The 17498-nt window shown below is 37.5% G+C and carries 17 protein-coding genes; 9 read left to right on the forward strand and 8 right to left on the reverse strand.

Annotation, left to right across the window (positions count from 1 at the left end; all coding sequences use genetic code 11):
* Positions 1–70 precede the first annotated feature (70 nt).
* Both I6E70_RS09755 and I6E70_RS09760 read right to left on the reverse strand, forming a co-directional pair.
* Positions 71–763, reverse strand: a complete 693-nt coding sequence (locus tag I6E70_RS09755) for a putative porin (protein ID WP_331459189.1) — start codon at positions 761–763, stop codon at positions 71–73.
* A 207-nt stretch (positions 764–970) separates the two neighbouring features.
* The gene (locus I6E70_RS09760) at positions 971–1738 is read right to left on the reverse strand and encodes an EAL domain-containing protein (RefSeq protein WP_007581257.1); all 768 of its coding nucleotides are present in this window, start codon (positions 1736–1738) and stop codon (positions 971–973) included.
* A 218-nt stretch (positions 1739–1956) separates the two neighbouring features.
* Between I6E70_RS09760 and I6E70_RS09765 the strand changes: the two genes are divergently transcribed.
* On the forward strand, positions 1957–2142 hold the full coding sequence (locus I6E70_RS09765) for a 2TM domain-containing protein (RefSeq protein WP_197188611.1): 186 nt from the start codon (positions 1957–1959) through the stop codon (positions 2140–2142).
* A 108-nt stretch (positions 2143–2250) separates the two neighbouring features.
* Here I6E70_RS09765 and I6E70_RS09770 read toward each other — a convergent pair whose 3' ends face one another.
* The 3 genes from I6E70_RS09770 to I6E70_RS09780 all read right to left on the reverse strand — a co-directional run bounded on the left by I6E70_RS09770 (position 2251) and on the right by I6E70_RS09780 (position 4479).
* Positions 2251–2688 carry an OsmC family protein gene (locus I6E70_RS09770; RefSeq protein WP_197188612.1) on the reverse strand — a complete coding sequence of 146 codons (438 nt, stop codon included), beginning with the start codon at positions 2686–2688 and terminating at the stop codon, positions 2251–2253.
* Between the two features lie 130 nt (positions 2689–2818).
* Positions 2819–2953, reverse strand: coding sequence for a DUF2256 domain-containing protein (locus tag I6E70_RS09775; protein WP_076916399.1), 135 nt, complete (start codon positions 2951–2953; stop codon positions 2819–2821).
* Between the two features lie 2 nt (positions 2954–2955).
* Positions 2956–4479, reverse strand: a complete 1524-nt coding sequence (locus I6E70_RS09780) for a cryptochrome/deoxyribodipyrimidine photo-lyase family protein (protein WP_197188613.1) — start codon at positions 4477–4479, stop codon at positions 2956–2958.
* Between the two features lie 120 nt (positions 4480–4599).
* Here I6E70_RS09780 and I6E70_RS09785 point away from each other — a divergent pair, with 120 nt between their 5' ends.
* From I6E70_RS09785 to I6E70_RS09810, 6 genes are all read left to right on the forward strand, one after another.
* Positions 4600–5208, forward strand: a complete 609-nt coding sequence (locus I6E70_RS09785) for a flavin reductase family protein (protein WP_101217772.1) — start codon at positions 4600–4602, stop codon at positions 5206–5208.
* 40 nt (positions 5209–5248) lie between these two features.
* Positions 5249–7180 (forward strand): alpha/beta hydrolase family protein, encoded by a 1932-nt coding sequence (locus I6E70_RS09790; protein ID WP_101217773.1) that lies wholly within the window; start codon positions 5249–5251, stop codon positions 7178–7180.
* A gap of 75 nt (positions 7181–7255) precedes the next feature.
* Positions 7256–8929 carry a YHYH protein gene (locus tag I6E70_RS09795; RefSeq protein WP_197188620.1) on the forward strand — a complete coding sequence of 558 codons (1674 nt, stop codon included), beginning with the start codon at positions 7256–7258 and terminating at the stop codon, positions 8927–8929.
* A gap of 9 nt (positions 8930–8938) precedes the next feature.
* Positions 8939–9469, forward strand: coding sequence for a hypothetical protein (locus I6E70_RS09800; protein WP_024610943.1), 531 nt, complete (start codon positions 8939–8941; stop codon positions 9467–9469).
* A complete protein-coding gene (locus I6E70_RS09805; protein ID WP_197188614.1) occupies positions 9469–10914 on the forward strand; it encodes an ATP-binding protein in 1446 nt (481 codons plus the stop codon). The genes I6E70_RS09800 and I6E70_RS09805 overlap by 1 nt, the downstream gene beginning before the upstream one ends.
* A 93-nt stretch (positions 10915–11007) precedes the next feature.
* Positions 11008–11682, forward strand: a complete 675-nt coding sequence (locus I6E70_RS09810) for a response regulator (RefSeq protein ID WP_024607583.1) — start codon at positions 11008–11010, stop codon at positions 11680–11682.
* Between the two features lie 27 nt (positions 11683–11709).
* Here the strand turns inward: I6E70_RS09810 and I6E70_RS09815 are convergent, their stop codons facing one another.
* Complete coding sequence (locus tag I6E70_RS09815; protein WP_007376869.1) at positions 11710–12567, reverse strand: PA4780 family RIO1-like protein kinase; 858 nt, start codon at positions 12565–12567, stop codon at positions 11710–11712.
* Positions 12568–12878: 311 nt separating this feature from the next.
* Here I6E70_RS09815 and I6E70_RS09820 point away from each other — a divergent pair, with 311 nt between their 5' ends.
* A complete protein-coding gene (locus tag I6E70_RS09820; protein ID WP_007581281.1) occupies positions 12879–13154 on the forward strand; it encodes an EF-hand domain-containing protein in 276 nt (91 codons plus the stop codon).
* 12 nt (positions 13155–13166) lie between these two features.
* Complete coding sequence (locus I6E70_RS09825) at positions 13167–13622, forward strand: hypothetical protein (RefSeq protein WP_197188615.1); 456 nt, start codon at positions 13167–13169, stop codon at positions 13620–13622.
* Between the two features lie 88 nt (positions 13623–13710).
* On the opposite strand, the gene I6E70_RS09830 is transcribed toward I6E70_RS09825, so the two are convergent.
* Both I6E70_RS09830 and I6E70_RS09835 read right to left on the reverse strand, forming a co-directional pair.
* Positions 13711–15090, reverse strand: a complete 1380-nt coding sequence (locus I6E70_RS09830) for an FG-GAP repeat domain-containing protein (RefSeq protein WP_197188616.1) — start codon at positions 15088–15090, stop codon at positions 13711–13713.
* Between the two features lie 519 nt (positions 15091–15609).
* Positions 15610–17334, reverse strand: coding sequence for a putative bifunctional diguanylate cyclase/phosphodiesterase (locus tag I6E70_RS09835; RefSeq protein WP_231620091.1), 1725 nt, complete (start codon positions 17332–17334; stop codon positions 15610–15612).
* Positions 17335–17498: the final 164 nt, after the last annotated feature.

Consider the following 17498-nt stretch of genomic DNA (forward strand, 5'->3'; position numbering starts at 1 on the left):
GTTATAGTTGTTTAGTAAAAGCCGCCTTGGTTAACTGGGCTGACCCAGCAAGGCGGCTTTTTTGTGTTTATTAAAATTGGGCTACAAAGCTAAGATTATATACATCATAGTTATCATTATCAGTGTAATTAGCTGTGAAGTAGTAGCTATCATTAATAAAGTACTTACCTTCAATAACTAAATCAGAGTCGTTTGAGCCAATACCGACTGCAACATGTTTATTAAAGTAATAGTTTGCGAGCACATTAAAAACTGAGTCGTCGCCAACATCTAGGTAGTCAACATTTATAGCAAAATAACTGTCGTCGTAAAGATGGGCAAAGTAACGTGATGATAGGTCCCATGACTCTGTTTCATCATCTGTTTCAACAGTAAAACCAATGTAGTCGGTGTCATTAATATCATGATTATATTGAGCTTTAAATAAATAAACTGTATCGCTATATTCATAATCTAACATACGAACAGATACTTTTAGTGAATCAGCAAATAAGTAACCTAAACCAAGTGAATAGTTGTCGGCATCACCAATATTAGGTAGTTCAAAAGTTGCAAAAGCATTGCCGTAAAAGCCTTCTCCAAAAATACCTTTTCCACTATAACCATCTGAATTAAAATAATTTAAGCCTATATTACTATCTGTATCCAAATAGCCATAATCATCCCACACACCTGAGTTTTGCTGTTCCTCAAAGTAATAGTGAGTTGATAACCCGTACACATTATCACTGTAATAATCAGAATCAATTTTTGCGTAGTTTATAGAGTTAAACCATTGTTTTTATTCTGACTGCTCGACGTTTGCAGACGCTGTACAGCTAAGTACGAGTAAAGTGAGTGGCATTAAAAAGCGCATAAGTATCCCTTCTTATAATTAAGTAAATTTGTTACTAGAATGGGTATTATATTTATGAGGTTTTATAAGGCAATTAAATGATTGTAATAAAGTGTTTGGGTATTGTAGATTTTCCTAATTAAAAACGTAGGTTACCTCAGGCAAGTTTTCAAAGCTTGGTTTGGCAAATAAATACCCTTGCATAAGCTCAACACCTGCGTTTTTAAGCCATGTATATTCTTCTACTGTTTCAATCCCTTCAGCCAGTGCGATAATATTTAAATCGCGAAACATATTTAAGCAATGAGTTACTATTAATTGGCGTTTTTTGTCGTTGCTTATATCGCGTATTAGCGCCATATCTAGCTTAATAATATCTGTTTGAAAATCAGCCAGCAGATTTAAACCAGAATAACCTGCACCAAAGTCATCAGTGGCGGTTTTAAATCCGAGAGACTGATAGTAATCAACAATGCGTTTAATGTGTGCGGTGTCTTCTATTTTTTCAACTTCAGTAAATTCAAACATAATATTTTGAATTGGGAAGTTATACTTTTTTGCCGCTTCTAGTGTGGTGCGTATACATCGCTCTGGTTTATAAATAGCATTAGGTAAAAAGTTAATGCTTAGCATTGATGTTATGCCCAGCTTTGAGGCTAGTTGAATGGCTTTAATACGACAAAGCTGATCAAATGCATAGCGGTTGTCTTCATTCACTTTTGAAATGATTGAATAAGCAGACTCGCCATTTAAACCCCTAACTAGTGCCTCATAGCCATAAATAAGATTAGTTTTACAGTTTATAATCGGTTGAAAAGCCATAGAAAAATCAAATTCGAGATCGTTAGCGTCAGCACAGTTACTACACGTAACTTTTTCGCAATCTTTTGATTTTTCGCTCATTTAGCTCATCCTTTTATGTTTATTTGTTTAGGTTAGTTGAGATTAGATTCTAACACAAATAGATTAAAGTATTGTTTTTTATGTTTTTATACATAATAAATAACTATGTAATTAAATGAAAAGTGATGACTAATGTCAGATCACTTAGTGACATTTAGCAGGTGTGTACGCTGCTTATTAAAACAATAATAGCGACATACATTACTTGGAGAATATAAATGAGCAATACAGTGACATTAGGCAAAAAAATTAAAGGATATTTACTTATTTTAACTTTGCTAAGCGTTATAAATTTACTAACTTCGCCTAGTTATATGTGGGTAGTATGGCCAGCAATTGGGATGGGAATAGGGCTTGTAGTAAGTACTTTGAGTAGGAATAAACCTAAAAATACTTCTTTATAATAAGCAAGCCAAGTAATTACTTGGCTTGCTTAGTAAGGAACTGTCTAAACAGTTAAGTCTAAACAGTTAAGTCTAAATAGTTAAGTCTAAATAGTTAAGTCTAAATATTTAAAATGCTGATTGAAGTGTCGCATCTAGTGATATTTCGGTATTTAAGAGCTTGGAAATAGGGCAGCTCTTTTTGGTTTGCTCACATAAGGCTTGAAACTGCTCGTTTTGAATATCATCAATACGCGCTTTTACCTCAAGGGCAATATGCGTTACTGAAAAACCGTCATCTACTTCATCAAGGCTTACAGTGGCTTTAGTATCAATTTTATCTGCGGTAAAGCCTGCATCACCTAATGCAAGCGAAAGTGCCATACTAAAACATGCACTGTGAGCTGCACCTACTAATTCTTCAGGGTTTGAGCCTGCCTTATTTTCAAAGCGGGTATTAAAACCATAAGGTTGTTTATCAAGCGCGCCACTTTGAGTTGATATGCTACCTTTGCCTGTTTTAATATCGCCAGACCATGTTGAACTAGCCGTTTTTTTAATCGTCATCATCTTCTCCTTGCTTGAGTGTAAGCTTTTCAGGTTAGCTAAGCGTTATTTACAAAATAAACTTATATAAAGCCTTAAAAGCACTAATTACTGATGATGTTGCAAAATAGACGCCAGTTAATTGTTACTCTTATTTATTACGCCTGCAGCGCTCTGAACAGAAAATAACGTTATCCCAGTCGCGCTGCCATTTTTTACGCCACGTAAAAGGTTTATTACAAATAGGGCATATTTTTTGAGGTAAGTTTAGTTTTTTGTGCGCCATGCTTACTCAGCCTTACTGTTACTTTTAGTATCCGTTTTACTTTTTGTTCGAGTAACTTTTTGAGTACCCCCAACGTGCTTTTTAAGAATCCTCCCTATGGCGCGTTTAACATCGGCTCGCTCACGGTATTGCCATAAGCGTTCGCGTGCTTCTTTTGAGGCTGCTGTTAAATCAAGCATCGGTTCGGGATAATCCTCCCCTAACTTAAAGTCGTTAAAGAGTGCTTCCATCGGAGTTTGCTCCCAAGGTTGGTGTAAATATTCAATAGGGAGTTTTTCAAGCTCGGGGCACCACTTTTTAATAAACGAACCTGTTGGGTCTTGATCTTCTGATTGTTTAATTGGGTTGTAGTGCCTAATGGTGTTAATGCCTGTTACCGAGGCTTGCATTTGAATTTGCGGGTAGTGAATTCCGGGCTCAAAATCTAAAAAGTAATTAGCGAGAGGAAAGCTTGCTTGCTGCCAGCTTATATTTAAATGATGCGTGACAAAGCTTACAAGCATGGCGCGCATTCTAAAGTTTATATAGCCGGTGGCTTTTAAGCAGCGCATGCAAGCGTCAATAATGGGAATACCTGTTTGACCTTGCGCCCAGCGTTCAATATCGTTTTTAACATGTTCATCATCACGATACGGAAATACATGATAACCCGGATTAAGGGCTAAAAACTCCATAGAACATTCGCTCTCAAACTTTTGCATAAAGTGGCAGTGCCAATGCAAGCGCGATACAAACGCAGCAAGCGGGCGCTTCCAGCCTCTTTTGTTAGGGTGTTTTGAATGATATTCATCAATGGCCATTTGATACACTTGCCTAAGGCTAATATTCCCCCACGCTAAATACGGCGAAAGTCGGGAGCAATGAGTTTTGCTTAGACTTGGGCTCGATATTCCTTTTTGATAACCTTTACCGCGCTCGGCAAAAAAGCTCTGCATTACAGTTCGGGCATGCAGCGGGCCACCTTGTTGAAAGCTGTCGTGATCTTGCGTGTAAGCGCTTGGTAGCTCAGGTGTTTGGTAGTTATTGAGGGTAATTGTTTTTATACTCTTCCAATTAGGAACTGCAATAGGTGCTTGCATTGTTTGCTGCCAGCGTTCGTTCCAATTATTACGATTTTTTTTGCCGCGAATAACCGCGCCTGTTTGCGACTCCTGCCAATTAATATGGTTATGCTGACACCAGGTTTTAATAGCTTTATCGCGCTCAAAGGTGTTGTTTAAGCCTATTTCTTGATGGCTAAATATATTTACTATTTCAAACTGTGCCTTTAATGACTCAAGTAAGTCGCTCATATTTAAATTAAAGATATAAACACAGGCATTAAAGCGCGCTAGTTGCTTGTTTAACTCAACGACAGATTGATATACAAAGCGCCAGTGCCGCTCATTGTAGTGTGCATCTTCGAGCAGCAATGGCTCAAAGTTATAAAGTAATAGGGTAGGTAAGCCATTACTGAATGCATTTTTTAATGGTTGATGATCGCTAAGACGCAAATCACGTTTAAACCACACGATGTTTATTTTCATATAATTTGTTTATTGCTTTAAATAGAGATAAAAATTAGCTTGTTATTTAACTGAGTCAGCCAAACCTATACGTAACTAACTTGAATTAAGATTTAGTTTTAATGTATTAAAAGGAAAAGTATGTTTTTAGATTTAACTGTAAATAAAGAGCTTAATGTTTATTCGTATTTAGTTGGCGGGATCAGCCCTCGTCCAATTGCATGGATAAGTACATTAAGTAGCGACGGTGTGGCTAATATTGCTCCTTACTCATTTTTTACAGTAGCGAGTTGTAACCCACCAGTATTGAGTGTGACGCAAGTAAATCCACGCGATAAACCAAGTAAAGATACATTAATTAACTTATTAGCGACTAAAGAATGTGTGATTAACATTGTGAGTCATGAGCAGGTTGAAAAAATGAATCAAAGCTGTGCTAATTACCCTAGTGATGTTAGTGAGTTTGATGCTGCAAATATAACTAAAATTGATAGCCAAATGGTCGCAGTGCCGAGTGTTGCTGATTCAAAAGTACGCTATGAGTGTAAGCTACGTGAAGTTATTACTATTTCAAGCGAGCCTGGCGGCGGACAAATGATGTTGTTAGACATAGTGGGTATTTGTATAGACGATGAAGTGATGAGTGGTGGCTATATTGACCCTGAATTATTAAATGCAGTGGGCAAAATGGGCGGCGATTACTTTAGTACAACCAAAGATAAGTTTTTGCTTAAAAGGCCACAGTTGTGAAATAATAGTTTACTTAGGAATATAATAAAAGGATTTACGAATGTTTAAGTTCATTTTCACTTTGTTAATTGCTTTGCAAAGTTTTGGCTCTTTTGCCACACAAGATAAAAAACTACCTATAGAAGTTTTTGCAGGCTTAAAAGATTTTAGCCAAGTTAAGCTATCTCCCAATGGTAAGAACCTCGCTTTTGTAAGAAACCATCAAGGGACTTTAATCTTAATGGTTAAAAACTTGGAGACAGGGGTTACTACACCAATTATAAACTCAAATAACCATACAGTGTTTTTTGATTGGTATAACTGGGCAAATGATGACGTATTATTGCTTGGTGCTCGTTATATAAAGTATCAGTTTGGCGGAGTTAAATATACATCAACTCTTATGTATGCGTATAACTTTAAAAATGATAAAGGTCTTAAATTAGCTTTTAAAGCCAACACAGTAAGAGATGAAATCCAGCCACAATATTCAGACCGAATTGTTAGTTTTTTACCTGAAAAAGAAAATAAAATTTTAGTTGAGGGGGATTTTAAAATAGCAAATACCCCAGCTGTTTATGAGTTGGATTTAACTACATTACGTAAGACTCAAATACAAAGGCCACGCAGTAATGTAGTTACTTGGTTTGCCGACCGGCAAGGTAAAGTTCGTATTGCAAAAAAAATGGACGATACGCAATTTACTTACGATTATTTTGATGAGAATAGACAGTCGTGGGATACTTTATTTGATTATGAGGTTTTTAGTGAGCAAAGTATTTCTATATTAGGGTTTGATAAAGACTCTAATTTTTTATACATCACTGCGTTACATGAAGGGCGCGATGCATTATTTAAACTCAATTTAACGACTAAAGCTCGCGAGCTAATTTACAGTAATACTAAATATGATTTTGATGGGTCTATTTTTTATTCACAACAAACCGGTGAAGTTGCTGGTTTTACTGATTCCCATTTAGATGATGGTATTAAATATTGGGATAAAGACTTAGACAAATTACATCGTTCTTTGCGTGTATCGCTCCCTAAAGATGAATATAAATTAAACATTGTAAGTACCAGTAAAGATCAGCAAAAATATATACTTTATATCAGTTCAGACAAAACGTCTGGCAGTTATCTATTTGGGGATAGAGTTAAAAAGCAGGTGAGTGCAATTGCTGATGTTTATCCGAAAATAGATGCCTCGGTATACAGAGGCAAAAAGCGCATTAGCTATAAGGCAAGAGATGGCTTGAAAATAGAAGGCTATTTAACTCTACCAGTAGAATATAAAGAAGGTGATAAGTTACCAACAATTATATTTCCACATGGCGGCCCTATGGCAAGAGATTATGCTAACTTTGATTACTGGACTGCTTTATTAGCCTATAACGGATATGCTGTTTTACAGCCTAACTTCCGTGGTTCAAGTGGCTATGGGTACGACTTTTTAATGCAGTCAATTCAAGGTTTCGGTTTAGCTATGCAAGATGACTTGCAAGACGGTGCAAACTGGTTAATTGATCAAGGAATAGCGCATGCTGATAACATTTGTATAGGTGGTGCTAGCTATGGTGGCTATGCAGCGTTAATGGCTGTAATTAAGCACCCAGAAACGTTTAAATGTGCGGCTAGTTTTGCTGGAGTAAGTGATTTAGAGTATTTAGTGAGTAAAGCACGATACTTTACAAACAAAAATATTGTTAGAAAGCAGTTTGGAACTGATGATGATTTGCTAGAAGCTAATTCTCCGGTGAATTTTGCTAAAAAAATAACTAGACCAATATTACTTGTACACGGAACTGATGACAGTGTTGTACCTGTTTACCATAGTAGAGAAATGCAGGATGAACTTGATGATGAAGGAAAAGATGTTACTTATATTGAGCTTGAAGATGGTGACCATTACTTATCTTATCAAGAGCACAGAGTTAAAACTCTTCAGGCATTTTTAGACTTTTTTGATAAACATTTGAAAAATAATAAATAGCCAGACTCCAGTTAAATAGCAAAAAGACAACTTGGGTTGTCTTTTTTGATCACAATCTTCCTTAGTTTGTGCACATTGTTTGCACTTTTACTTGTTAACATTGTTTTATTAAACGTTAAAGTAAAGGTTCAAACATTGAAAACACTTCTTAAAACAAAAGCCTCTAATGTAACTAAGTTATTCGCGTTAAGTGCGCTTTGTATCGCTTTAAGCGCATGTAATAGCGATTCTACAAGTACTACAACAGACGGCGAAACGGTCAGTAATAGTGCTCCAACTGTTGACGCCGGTATTGACCAAACTGTTAATGCGGGCGATACCGTTTATTTAAGTTCAACAGTTGAAGATGATGGCGAAGTATCTGTTAGCTGGTCACAAACATCAGGCACTACCGTTAGCTTATCTTCAAGTACTGCAACGTCTACTGAGTTTGTTGCACCTGAAGTTTTAACCGATGAAGCACTTGTATTTGAAATCAGTGCAGATGACGGCACAAACGATGTCGTTGTAGATACAGTTATAGTTAATGTTATTGCTTCATCAGACTCAGACTCAGGCTCAGATAGTGGTGCAGTTGATAATAGTGCAAAACTTACCAGCTGGTTAATTAACAACGATACAACCTCTACTTATATACAAAACAATGGCGCAGTGGTTGAAGATGTTCAATCAGTTGAGGTTGTTACTGTTACTGAGGAAGATGCTGACGTTGAATACATGTATGTGCAAACAACTGACATTCCTAAATATGACGTAACGCTTACACAAGACCAAGTAGACGCGTTAAATAACCGCCCGCGTGCAGCTACCGATTTTTATAACGGTGTAACCTCAGCAGCAGTAGGGCAAACCATTTCGTTTGGTGAAGATATTGGCTATAACAGCAGTACTGAAAACTGTGATGACACAGGCGGTGCAGGCTATTGGCCTCCAGGACCAGGTTGTCCGACAGAACAAACAGTTGAGGCGTATTTTCCGATAACACCTACCGATTTATCTGACACTGAAACTTGTGAAACAGGTTTAGGTACAGTTGGCTTAATGGTTAATGGCACCAGTATATTTAACTGGGGCGATGGTATGAGCTACGGTAATAATATTTGGTATACATTAGCGCCCATTGCTGAGCAATACGATGTTGATGTGTGTGGCGGACATGCTGCTAACGGAGAATATCATCACCATTTTTACACGAGTTGCTTAGCTGATTTACTCGAAGATGATGGCGATGCGCATTCACCTATTTATGGGTTTGCAGCTGATGGCTATCCGCTTTATGGTCCTTATGAAAGTAACGGTCAACTTGCATTAAGTGGCTGGGAAATGCGTGATTATGGCGCATCAGAAAGTGAGGGTGGTTGTGGTACTGAGGGTGAGCGAAGCTGTACTTTAATTAATCAATACGATGTTAGCCAAGGTACACAAACAAGTGATGCAGGTCCTGCTATTGGCGCAGAAGTAACGACGCTCTCTGGTAATACATTAAATGCCGACGATGGGTATTACTTTGAAGATTTCTACTACGCACAAAAAACAGTAACCGGTGCTCAATTAGATGAGCATAACGGCCACGATACTAACGATGGCAAGGGTTATCACTACCATATAACACTAACGTTAGACAGCGATGGTAAATTACAGCCTTCTTTCCCTTATCAAATAGGGCCTCGTTTTAAAGGTCAATTAGCCGATAATTCAATTGGTCGCTGTGATACTGGCGAAACAATGGGTCCACCACCGGGAATGTAAGGAGTAACTATGCGTTATTTTAAATACGCATTGATCCTAACTACTGCTGCGCTATTGAGCTTTAAGCTCTTTGCGCAGCAGGAAATGATGGATCATAGCCATATGCCTATAGCAGTGCCAAGTGATACGCCAATTCCGGCATTAAGCCTTAAGTTATTAAAAGATAGTATGTCGGGTTATAACTTAATTTTAGATACGCAGCGCTATGATTTATCTGTGCCTCCTGAGGGCGCAATGAACATGCAACAAATGATGAGCGTTACTACAAACGATGACACGGGCTTTTTACGAGGTCATGCTCATTTGTATATTAATGGGGTTAAAATACAGCGAATTTACGGACATGCATTACATTTACCTGCTAACTTATTTAAAAGTGGTATAAATACCGTATCGGTTACTTTAAATAATCATGGTCATATGTATTGGACCGCTCAGGGCAAAAAAATAGTTGCTACATTGTATGTTAACGATCAAACCAAAGAGTTTATAACATACCGTTTTGAAAGCTTTCCTAGCAAGGTTGAAAACACGCATTAATGAAAATCCATAATAAACTTTTTTTAATACTATTTAGTTTTACCTTTAGTGTTATTGCAGGGCTAGTAGTACTTATACAATGGAGTATAGGGCAAGGCGTAATTGATTTTGTTAATGCAAAAGAAGTAAAAGCGCTTGAACCACTTGTTGTGCAACTTGCAAAGCAATACGAACAAAACCCCTCATGGGAACGTGTTGTCGGCAATGGCGAAAATTTTAGAAAACTTATTGAATCGCAGCTAGAAAATAGCCAGTTTTTACCTAGGCCACCAGAAGGTCCAGGCTCCAGAGGGGGAATGATGCGACGGCCGCCACCCGATCATATTCGTTTAGGGGGAGAGCGCCGCCTACCACCTGAAAATATTGCTCACTACGCTTTGCTTGACGAAAATAAGCAGCGAGTAGTGGGTAGATACCTCAGCGATTTAAAATATATAACAACCCCAATTACAGTGGGCGATAAAACAGTGGGTTACTTAGCTGTATCTAAAAGAGATAGCTTGGTTGATGGTTATGAGCTTGATTTTTTACAGCAGCAAACTAACTACTTATGGTTTATTGCTTTAGCCGCTGTATTGCTTACATTGCTAGTTACCTTTTTATTGTCTCGTCACTTAGTTAGCCCAGTAAAGCAAATTGCTAATGGTATGCATCGCTTAACGCAAGGTAATTACGAGACCAAACTTACGCTTGAGCGAAAAGACGAATTAGGCCAATTAAGCGAAGATTTTAATATCCTTGCATTTACACTCGCTAAAGACGAGCAAGTGCGCAAACGCTGGCTTGCCAATATTTCTCACGAGCTTAGAACGCCAATGAGTATTTTGCTCGGTGAACTTGAAGCTATGCTACTTGGAATACGTGAGCCTAATGCAAAAAATATTAACTCGGCTAACGACGAGGCATTGCATTTAAAACGCTTAATAGATGATTTGCATATGCTCAATAGCGCAGAGTTAGGGGGTATGCATTACACTGTGCAACCTACTGATATGGCGTTATTATTAAATACTATTGAGCAAAAATATCAGGTTGTGCTTGAACAACATAATATAAAAATTTACTTACTAAATAGCGCTAAACACATAACTGTACAAGCAGATAAAACACGCCTTTTGCAGCTGCTCGATAATATTTTAATGAACGCCGTGCACTATGCACAATGCACCACTATTTCATTAACGGCTAATAATATAAGCATTAAAGGGCAAACCTACTTAGAGCTTATAATTGAAGATAATGGCGTAGGTGTAGAGCAGTCGCATTTATCGCATTTGTTTGAGTATTTATATCGAGTAGATAGTTCGCGTAATCGCCAAGAGGGCGGTTCGGGCTTGGGCTTATCTATTTGCCAACATATAGTTAAAGGCCATAATGGTGAAATAGCTGCTGAAAAAGCCACTCTAGGCGGTCTTGCTATTATTATTAGGCTACCAACTATTTAGCTTTAGTTGATTCAGATAAAAAATACGTAACTTGAACTTTGTTTGATATGGTATTTTTATCCTAAGTTTGGATTACTAATAACAGAGAACTCTATGAGCGAACAAATACTGATTGTGGAAGATGAGGTAAAGCTGGCTAACTTAATGAGTGACTTTTTAAGTAGCCATCATTTTGTTACTCATCAAATACATCACGGAAATGAAGTATTACCTTGGCTTGAAATTAACAGGCCGAGCGTAATTTTGCTCGACATAATGCTACCAGGTCAAAGTGGTATTGAACTATGTAAAGCAATCAGGCGCTTTTCAAATGTGCCTATTATTATGGTATCGGCAAAAGTAGAAGAAATAGATAGGCTGCTTGGACTTGAGTTAGGTGCAGATGATTATATTTGTAAGCCGTTTAGTTATGCTGAGCTGGTGGCGCGAGTTAAAGCTATATTAAGGCGATTAAGTAGCGCAAGTGATGTTACAGAGTCAACAATGAAGCTTGACGAGAGCACTTACAGCGTAAAATACAAATCAAGCAGCATAGAGCTAACGAACTTTGAATTTCAGCTATTTAAACCTTTGTTTAACAACCCAAATCGTATTTATTCGCGCGATAGTTTAATGGACACTATGTACGCCGATCAGCGTATTGTGAGCCATCGTACTATTGATAGCCATATTAAAAAGTTGCGTAAAAAACTAGATGAAGTGACACAAACTGAAAGTGTTATTCAGTCTGTTTATGGGGTTGGCTACCGATTTGTACACCCGCAGTAAGAGGTATTAGTGAGCTATGACGATGAGCTATTCATCATCGTCAGCATTTTTAATTCGCTCTAAACGGTCAAACTCTTCGTATTCGGCAGCTTGAATTTCATCAAGAATAGAATCTACATCAGCAAGTTCATCGCTGTCTTCAAATTCACCTGTAAGCGTTGAATTAGGCGTTAAATTGGCCTCTTCAAATAATGCCCACATTTCTTTAGCGTATTGAGTTTTTAGTATGCTTGGCGCAAATTCACCATAATAGCGGCGTATGTTATTTACATCGCGTGCAAACATAGCTTGTGCACTGTTATTTGCTGAAGCGTTAACTGCTTGCGGTAAATCTATAATTACAGGGCCGTTATTATCTACAAGTACATTAAATTCAGATAAATCGCCGTGTATTATACCTGCGCAAAGCATAAGCTTAATGTAATGCATCATGAGTTTATGCTGCTCAATCGCTTGCTCTTCACTAAAAACGACATGTCCAAGTTGAGGGGCTACGTTACCGTCCTCGTCCGAAACGAGTTCCATAAGCAGCACGCCATCAATACAAAAGTAAGTATCAGGAACACGTACACCCACGCCAGCTAAACGAGATAACGCATCAACTTCGGCATTTTGCCAAATCTCTTCTTCTAATTGACGGCCATAGCTAGAACGTTTACCCATAGCACGCGCTTGGCGTCCACCACGTACTTTTCGGCCTTCTTGGTATTGTGCCGCTTTTTTAAAGCTACGTTTAACCGCGTCTTTATACACTTTTGCACAGCGAATGTGCTCACCACAGCGGACAATAAATACATCGGCTTCTTTACCGCTCATTAGTCGGCTTATAACTTCGTCAATAAGGCCATCATCAACAAGGGGTTGTAGGCGTTTAGGTATTTTCACAGATTGCCTGCTAAGTAGGGTTGGTTATTAATCATTATTTATGAAAGTGCTCTGTATTTGTTTGTTTAATTGGCTCAAGCAGTATATCAGCTTTGAGAATTAAGGGCAGTAACACTACTGCCTGAGAGTAATTAATCGTATTATTTTATTAGCTTATATATTGATTGCAAAGCAATCAACCAGAACTTTTTAAATAAGCATTTAGATTACTATTTTTTATTAAAATAATTTATTACTTCCTCATTATTTGCACATTGTTTGCGTTTTTAAAGCGTAAGCTTAGTTTAATTCTTAAATACGAGGTTATTACTATGAAGCATTTTTCAACTCTTGCCACTGTGGCAATATTATCTATTGCTTTTTCAGCTAATGTAGCTGCTCGAGGCGGTGACAATCCTCCTGAAAAACCTGACTTTTCAACTATTGATACTGATGGTGATGGCGTAATTAGCTTTGAAGAGTTTAGTGCTAAAAAACCGCCACACGGCGATGCACAAACAATTTTTGATTCTATAGATGCCGATGGTAATGGCGAAATTAGTGAACAAGAACTTAGCGATCATAAACCACCTCGTCGTGAACGCTGAAAGGATACTAAAATGATTAATAGTATTAACAGTAGTTCTGCGAATTTTATGCCGCAACAAAGTAGTCAGGCTGCAAAACTAACAACAGAGCAAAGCGATTTTGTTAAAGAAACGCTTGCAGAGTTTGACGCTGACAACTTAACCGAAGAAAACGCGCAAAGTATTCAAGCGGCATTTAAAGAACAAGGTATTGAACCAACAAAAGAGCTTGCTGATTTAATGAGCGAACTTGAGTTTGATGCTAAAAGCATTGGTGATGCAGGACGAGTGGAAGGTCAAAGACCGCCACCGCCGCCACAGAACTCTTTAGAATCAGTAGATACAGACGAAGTAGTCAGCTACTTAGATGAGCTATTAACTGAGTATTCAAGCCAGTTGTCTGATGAAGATAAAGAATCAATCCTTGCATCAGTGCAAGAGAAGTTTGGTTTAAGTGAAGGCGATTCACTGCTAAATGTAACTGCTTAGGTGTTATAACTTAGAGTAAAGCTGACTATTACTCGAAAGTCTTAAGTCCAAAGCCCAACGGTTAACTCTGTTGGGCTTTTTTATTGGCTTAATTTAAGCGTGTTTCTATTTTGCTGGTGCCATCTTCTTCGGTAAATTTAAATACAAAATCTTTTTTACCGTCTTGGTTTATATCTACTAGAAGAATATCTTTATTATTTTTAGGCAGCGTTAGTTTTAATTTTTTACGTTTATCATTTAGGAGTGAGTCTTGCTCTCCGTAATAAATATACAGCGTTTTTTTACTGTATTTGTATACTGCGTCAATATAGCTGTCGCCGTTAATATCACCTAAATATAGGGCTGGCTCGGAATCATCGCCGTTCATTCCCACTTCCATTTCTAAATCAAGTTCTATACTCGATTTATTGGCAAATGAGCCGTCGGGTTGCTGCTTATAAATGTTCATTTCTACATCTACATCAGTACTGCCACCGCCCAATGCCATAGACGCAATAGTACCTAAGCCAATATCTAAATCCATTTTTTGTAAATCAATTAAGCCATCATTATTAAAATCAGTTTTGAGCAATAACTCACTAGGGCCTTGTGTTTCAAATAAGGTAATGGGCGTATTACTAAAGCCTTTAGCACTTCCTAGGTACAAAGTATGTGCTATTTTTATATCTAACGAATCCATACCTTGCGTTGGCTTAAACTGTCTAGTTGTAAAATCTAGAAATCCGTCGTTATTAATATCAATAATTTGCTTTATTTTGCGAGTTTCGCCATTGCTTAGCTCGCCTAATTCGATGTTAAAATCAATTGAGGTGAGCTTTTGCTCAAAACCTTCTGAATTAGCAAGTAGTACATCTGCTCCAAAGTCATTTGAAAAAACCAAGTCGCTTAACCCGTCGTGGTTAAAATCAATAACGACGGGTTTATTGTTAATATTAACTTCTAGAGAAAGCCCTTTTCCTGAAAAGCTGCCTTCATACATAGGTGTTTGTTTAAATTTGTTAGGCTTAAAGCTGCCATCTTTATTTTGAATGTATAAAGTACTGCTTGCTAACCCAGGGATGAAAATATCGCTTAGACCGTCGTTGTTGGCATCGAAGACAAAGTCTACTTTTTCAAATTTATCTATTTTTAATTGATTTAGAACCGACTCATAATTAAACAATAGTGTTGGTTTACCAGCATGGGCTTTGTATACGCCATCACTTGTTAGTACGAGTGCTTGTTTATCGGTAATGTTAGCAAGTGTAGCCACATCAAACCCGATGGCATTTTTTGGTAAAGTAAGTTCACTACTTAGTGATGTGAGTAAATTAATGGCTTCTAATTGTTTTGATTCTTTATTATATGCAAATAAAATCTCTGAATCGGTTGATACTAATTCATCCGTTGTTTTTATTGCCATTGTTTGAGCTATAGCGCTAATGGGGGTAAGTAAAGTGATGAGTGAATAGCAAAGTGGTTTTATCATGCAAATCCCTTTTTTATATTTAGTTGTATCGTTACATTTTTATTATTCACTTATATAAGCAACATCAGCGCACAACTTAACGTAGGGTCCAGCGCTGGCGGTTTGCTAATTAGCGTAAATTTAAACGTAATACACTTATGTAAGTTGGTTTATATTTAGCCTACGCTAATAACTATGTACTGGGTGTAAGTAATTGTAAGATTATGTTTTAAGGAGGGCTTGTTGACCTTTCAGGATTGAACTTTGTTCAACCCAAGGAAGATTTAATCGCGGCGCGAGGTTTGTAACTTAGTAACAAAGAGTCAATCTCCCCTAGGGAGAACCCTTCGGCAGCGCATGTTTGGCATTTATGCTGCGTTATCGGCTATTTATGGGGAATAACCACACTACACAGGCTCTGCATTGCCTAAATACCAAACAGTCTGCTGCAAATTTAACCTCGAAAGATAAACAAGCCCTAATAAGAAAGGTAGTGCAAAACTCATATGGCAGTTAAGCGCTTTTAGCGGGTTTTGGTTATCAACGGCGCAGCTTATTTTGCTCATTTAAATAAGCATCTACAAAATCTACTTCCATCGGTTTTGAAAAGTAATAACCTTGCAGGTGAGATACACCAATATTAGTAAGCGTGTTTGCTTGTTCAATAGTTTCAACGCCTTCGGCAACAACAGTAAAATCTAAAGATGAGGCCATTTGTACAATTGCATGAATAATACTTAACCCTCTTTTATCCATATTTTGAATAAAACTTCTGTCTATTTTTACTATATCTACACCAATATCAAGCATGCTTGATAGTGATGAGTAGCCAGTTCCAAAATCATCAATTGAAATACAAAAGCCTTGTTTTTGTAGTGCTTTAACGGCTGTCAAAAATGTGAGTTTATCCTTAGCAAATACTGATTCGGTAATTTCTATATGCAGATCTTTAGGCTCTACTTGGTGATTGTTTACTATTTTTAATACCTTAGTTACAAAATTTGGATCTTGTAATTGTATTACCGATACGTTCACGCTTACTGCAATTTTTGTCGGTAAATGGTTGAATTTATTTGCTTGTATACATGCTTGATCTATGACCCAGAGGCCCATTTGGGTTATTAAACCGTATTGCTCGGCAATAGTTATAAACTCATCAGGGAAAATATTTTCACCGTCTAGTTGCCAGCGTAATAATGATTCGAAAGAGGTTACTTTTGATGTTTTGCTATCTACAATTGGCTGAAATACTAGTCTTAAACTGTTTTCTTCTATGGCACTGGCTAGGCGTTGACTCAACAGGTACTCTCTTTCTTGTTTTAATTTGAGTGAATCGTTATAAATATTGATATTACCTTTAGCCATGCGTTTTTGGTGATACATTGCAATATCAGCAGAGCGAATTAAGGTATTTAAATCACTCCCGTGCTCAGGGTACATGGCCATTCCAATAGTTGCTGATACCCATTTTTGATATTTATATGTTTCATGCTCGGCGCTAATGCTTTGAAGCACTTTATTAGCAAACTCGATAAGCTCAGTTTGGTTTTGATACGTTGCTAAAATTAAAAACTCATCCCCGCCCCAACGGCATTTATAGAGTTGTTGGTTGCATACATTACTAATTCTCAGTGCTATTTCTTTTAATACTTTATCGCCCACTTTATGACCCAACGAATCGTTGATTTGCTTAAAACCATCTAAATCTACAAATAATAAAGCAAAGGGTTCTTTAGGGTTATCTGCTAGTTGTTTGTTTGCATTTTTTAAAAATGCGGTGCGGTTTAATAGATTTGTGAGTGGATCGGTATTCGATAAGCGGTAAATTTCTTCAGTGCGTTGTTCGACCTTGTTTTCCATTTCATTAAGCAGCTCTCTGTTTTGGTTTTTGAGCTTGATTGCACTGTGTGTAAATGTGGCTGATTTGTACGAAGAGGCAATCATGATTGTGGCAAAAGTTAAACCTAATAACCCCAATACGTGTTGGTAGTGATCGTTTGAAAGCGCTAGCAAAAAAGAGTAGGGCGCCAATAAAGTAAAACTATATAGAACAGCGGTAAAACGACTTCCAGACAGCAAATTTGCAGAGCCACCGGCAAGCGCCGATAAAATAGCGATGGTCGTAGTAACTTCCACCGTAGATGAAGTGCTATGAAACCAAAGAGCATAACCACACCAAGACACGGCTGTTGATATACAGCCAATAGCAAAGCGATTTAGATAAGAATGTGTGTTGTAAGGTTGGCGAGAATTTTGAGCTTTCAAAAAAAGCCCTACATCAATAATACGTAAAGTAAGCACGCACATCAGAGGGTGTAACTAATTTTGTGTAACTGCCTATCATAATTTACTCTATCAAGAGTTTAAGGATTAGGCGATGAACATGAATAAAGAAGAACTCGAAGCGTTTGCTAAAGAAGCTGCTAAAA

Origin of the sequence: Pseudoalteromonas sp. NGC95, from assembly GCF_015864705.1 — a bacterium.
In the GTDB taxonomy this organism is placed as follows: Bacteria; Pseudomonadota; Gammaproteobacteria; order Enterobacterales; family Alteromonadaceae; genus Pseudoalteromonas; species Pseudoalteromonas arctica.

What these genes read in the sequence shown, in the direction of transcription:
- I6E70_RS09785 (WP_101217772.1), top strand. Translation starts at nt 4,600, where the DNA reads ATGTTTTTAGATTTAACTGTAAATAAAGAGCTTAATGTTTATTCGTAT.
- I6E70_RS09805 (WP_197188614.1), top strand. Translation starts at nt 9,469, where the DNA reads ATGAAAATCCATAATAAACTTTTTTTAATACTATTTAGTTTTACCTTT.
- I6E70_RS09825 (WP_197188615.1), top strand. Translation starts at nt 13,167, where the DNA reads ATGATTAATAGTATTAACAGTAGTTCTGCGAATTTTATGCCGCAACAA.
- I6E70_RS09790 (WP_101217773.1), top strand. Translation starts at nt 5,249, where the DNA reads ATGTTTAAGTTCATTTTCACTTTGTTAATTGCTTTGCAAAGTTTTGGC.
- I6E70_RS09775 (WP_076916399.1), bottom strand. Translation starts at nt 2,953, where the DNA reads ATGGCGCACAAAAAACTAAACTTACCTCAAAAAATATGCCCTATTTGT.
- I6E70_RS09810 (WP_024607583.1), top strand. Translation starts at nt 11,008, where the DNA reads ATGAGCGAACAAATACTGATTGTGGAAGATGAGGTAAAGCTGGCTAAC.
- I6E70_RS09820 (WP_007581281.1), top strand. Translation starts at nt 12,879, where the DNA reads ATGAAGCATTTTTCAACTCTTGCCACTGTGGCAATATTATCTATTGCT.
- I6E70_RS09765 (WP_197188611.1), top strand. Translation starts at nt 1,957, where the DNA reads ATGAGCAATACAGTGACATTAGGCAAAAAAATTAAAGGATATTTACTT.
- I6E70_RS09830 (WP_197188616.1), bottom strand. Translation starts at nt 15,090, where the DNA reads ATGATAAAACCACTTTGCTATTCACTCATCACTTTACTTACCCCCATT.
- I6E70_RS09770 (WP_197188612.1), bottom strand. Translation starts at nt 2,688, where the DNA reads ATGACGATTAAAAAAACGGCTAGTTCAACATGGTCTGGCGATATTAAA.
- I6E70_RS09780 (WP_197188613.1), bottom strand. Translation starts at nt 4,479, where the DNA reads ATGAAAATAAACATCGTGTGGTTTAAACGTGATTTGCGTCTTAGCGAT.
- I6E70_RS09760 (WP_007581257.1), bottom strand. Translation starts at nt 1,738, where the DNA reads ATGAGCGAAAAATCAAAAGATTGCGAAAAAGTTACGTGTAGTAACTGT.
- I6E70_RS09800 (WP_024610943.1), top strand. Translation starts at nt 8,939, where the DNA reads ATGCGTTATTTTAAATACGCATTGATCCTAACTACTGCTGCGCTATTG.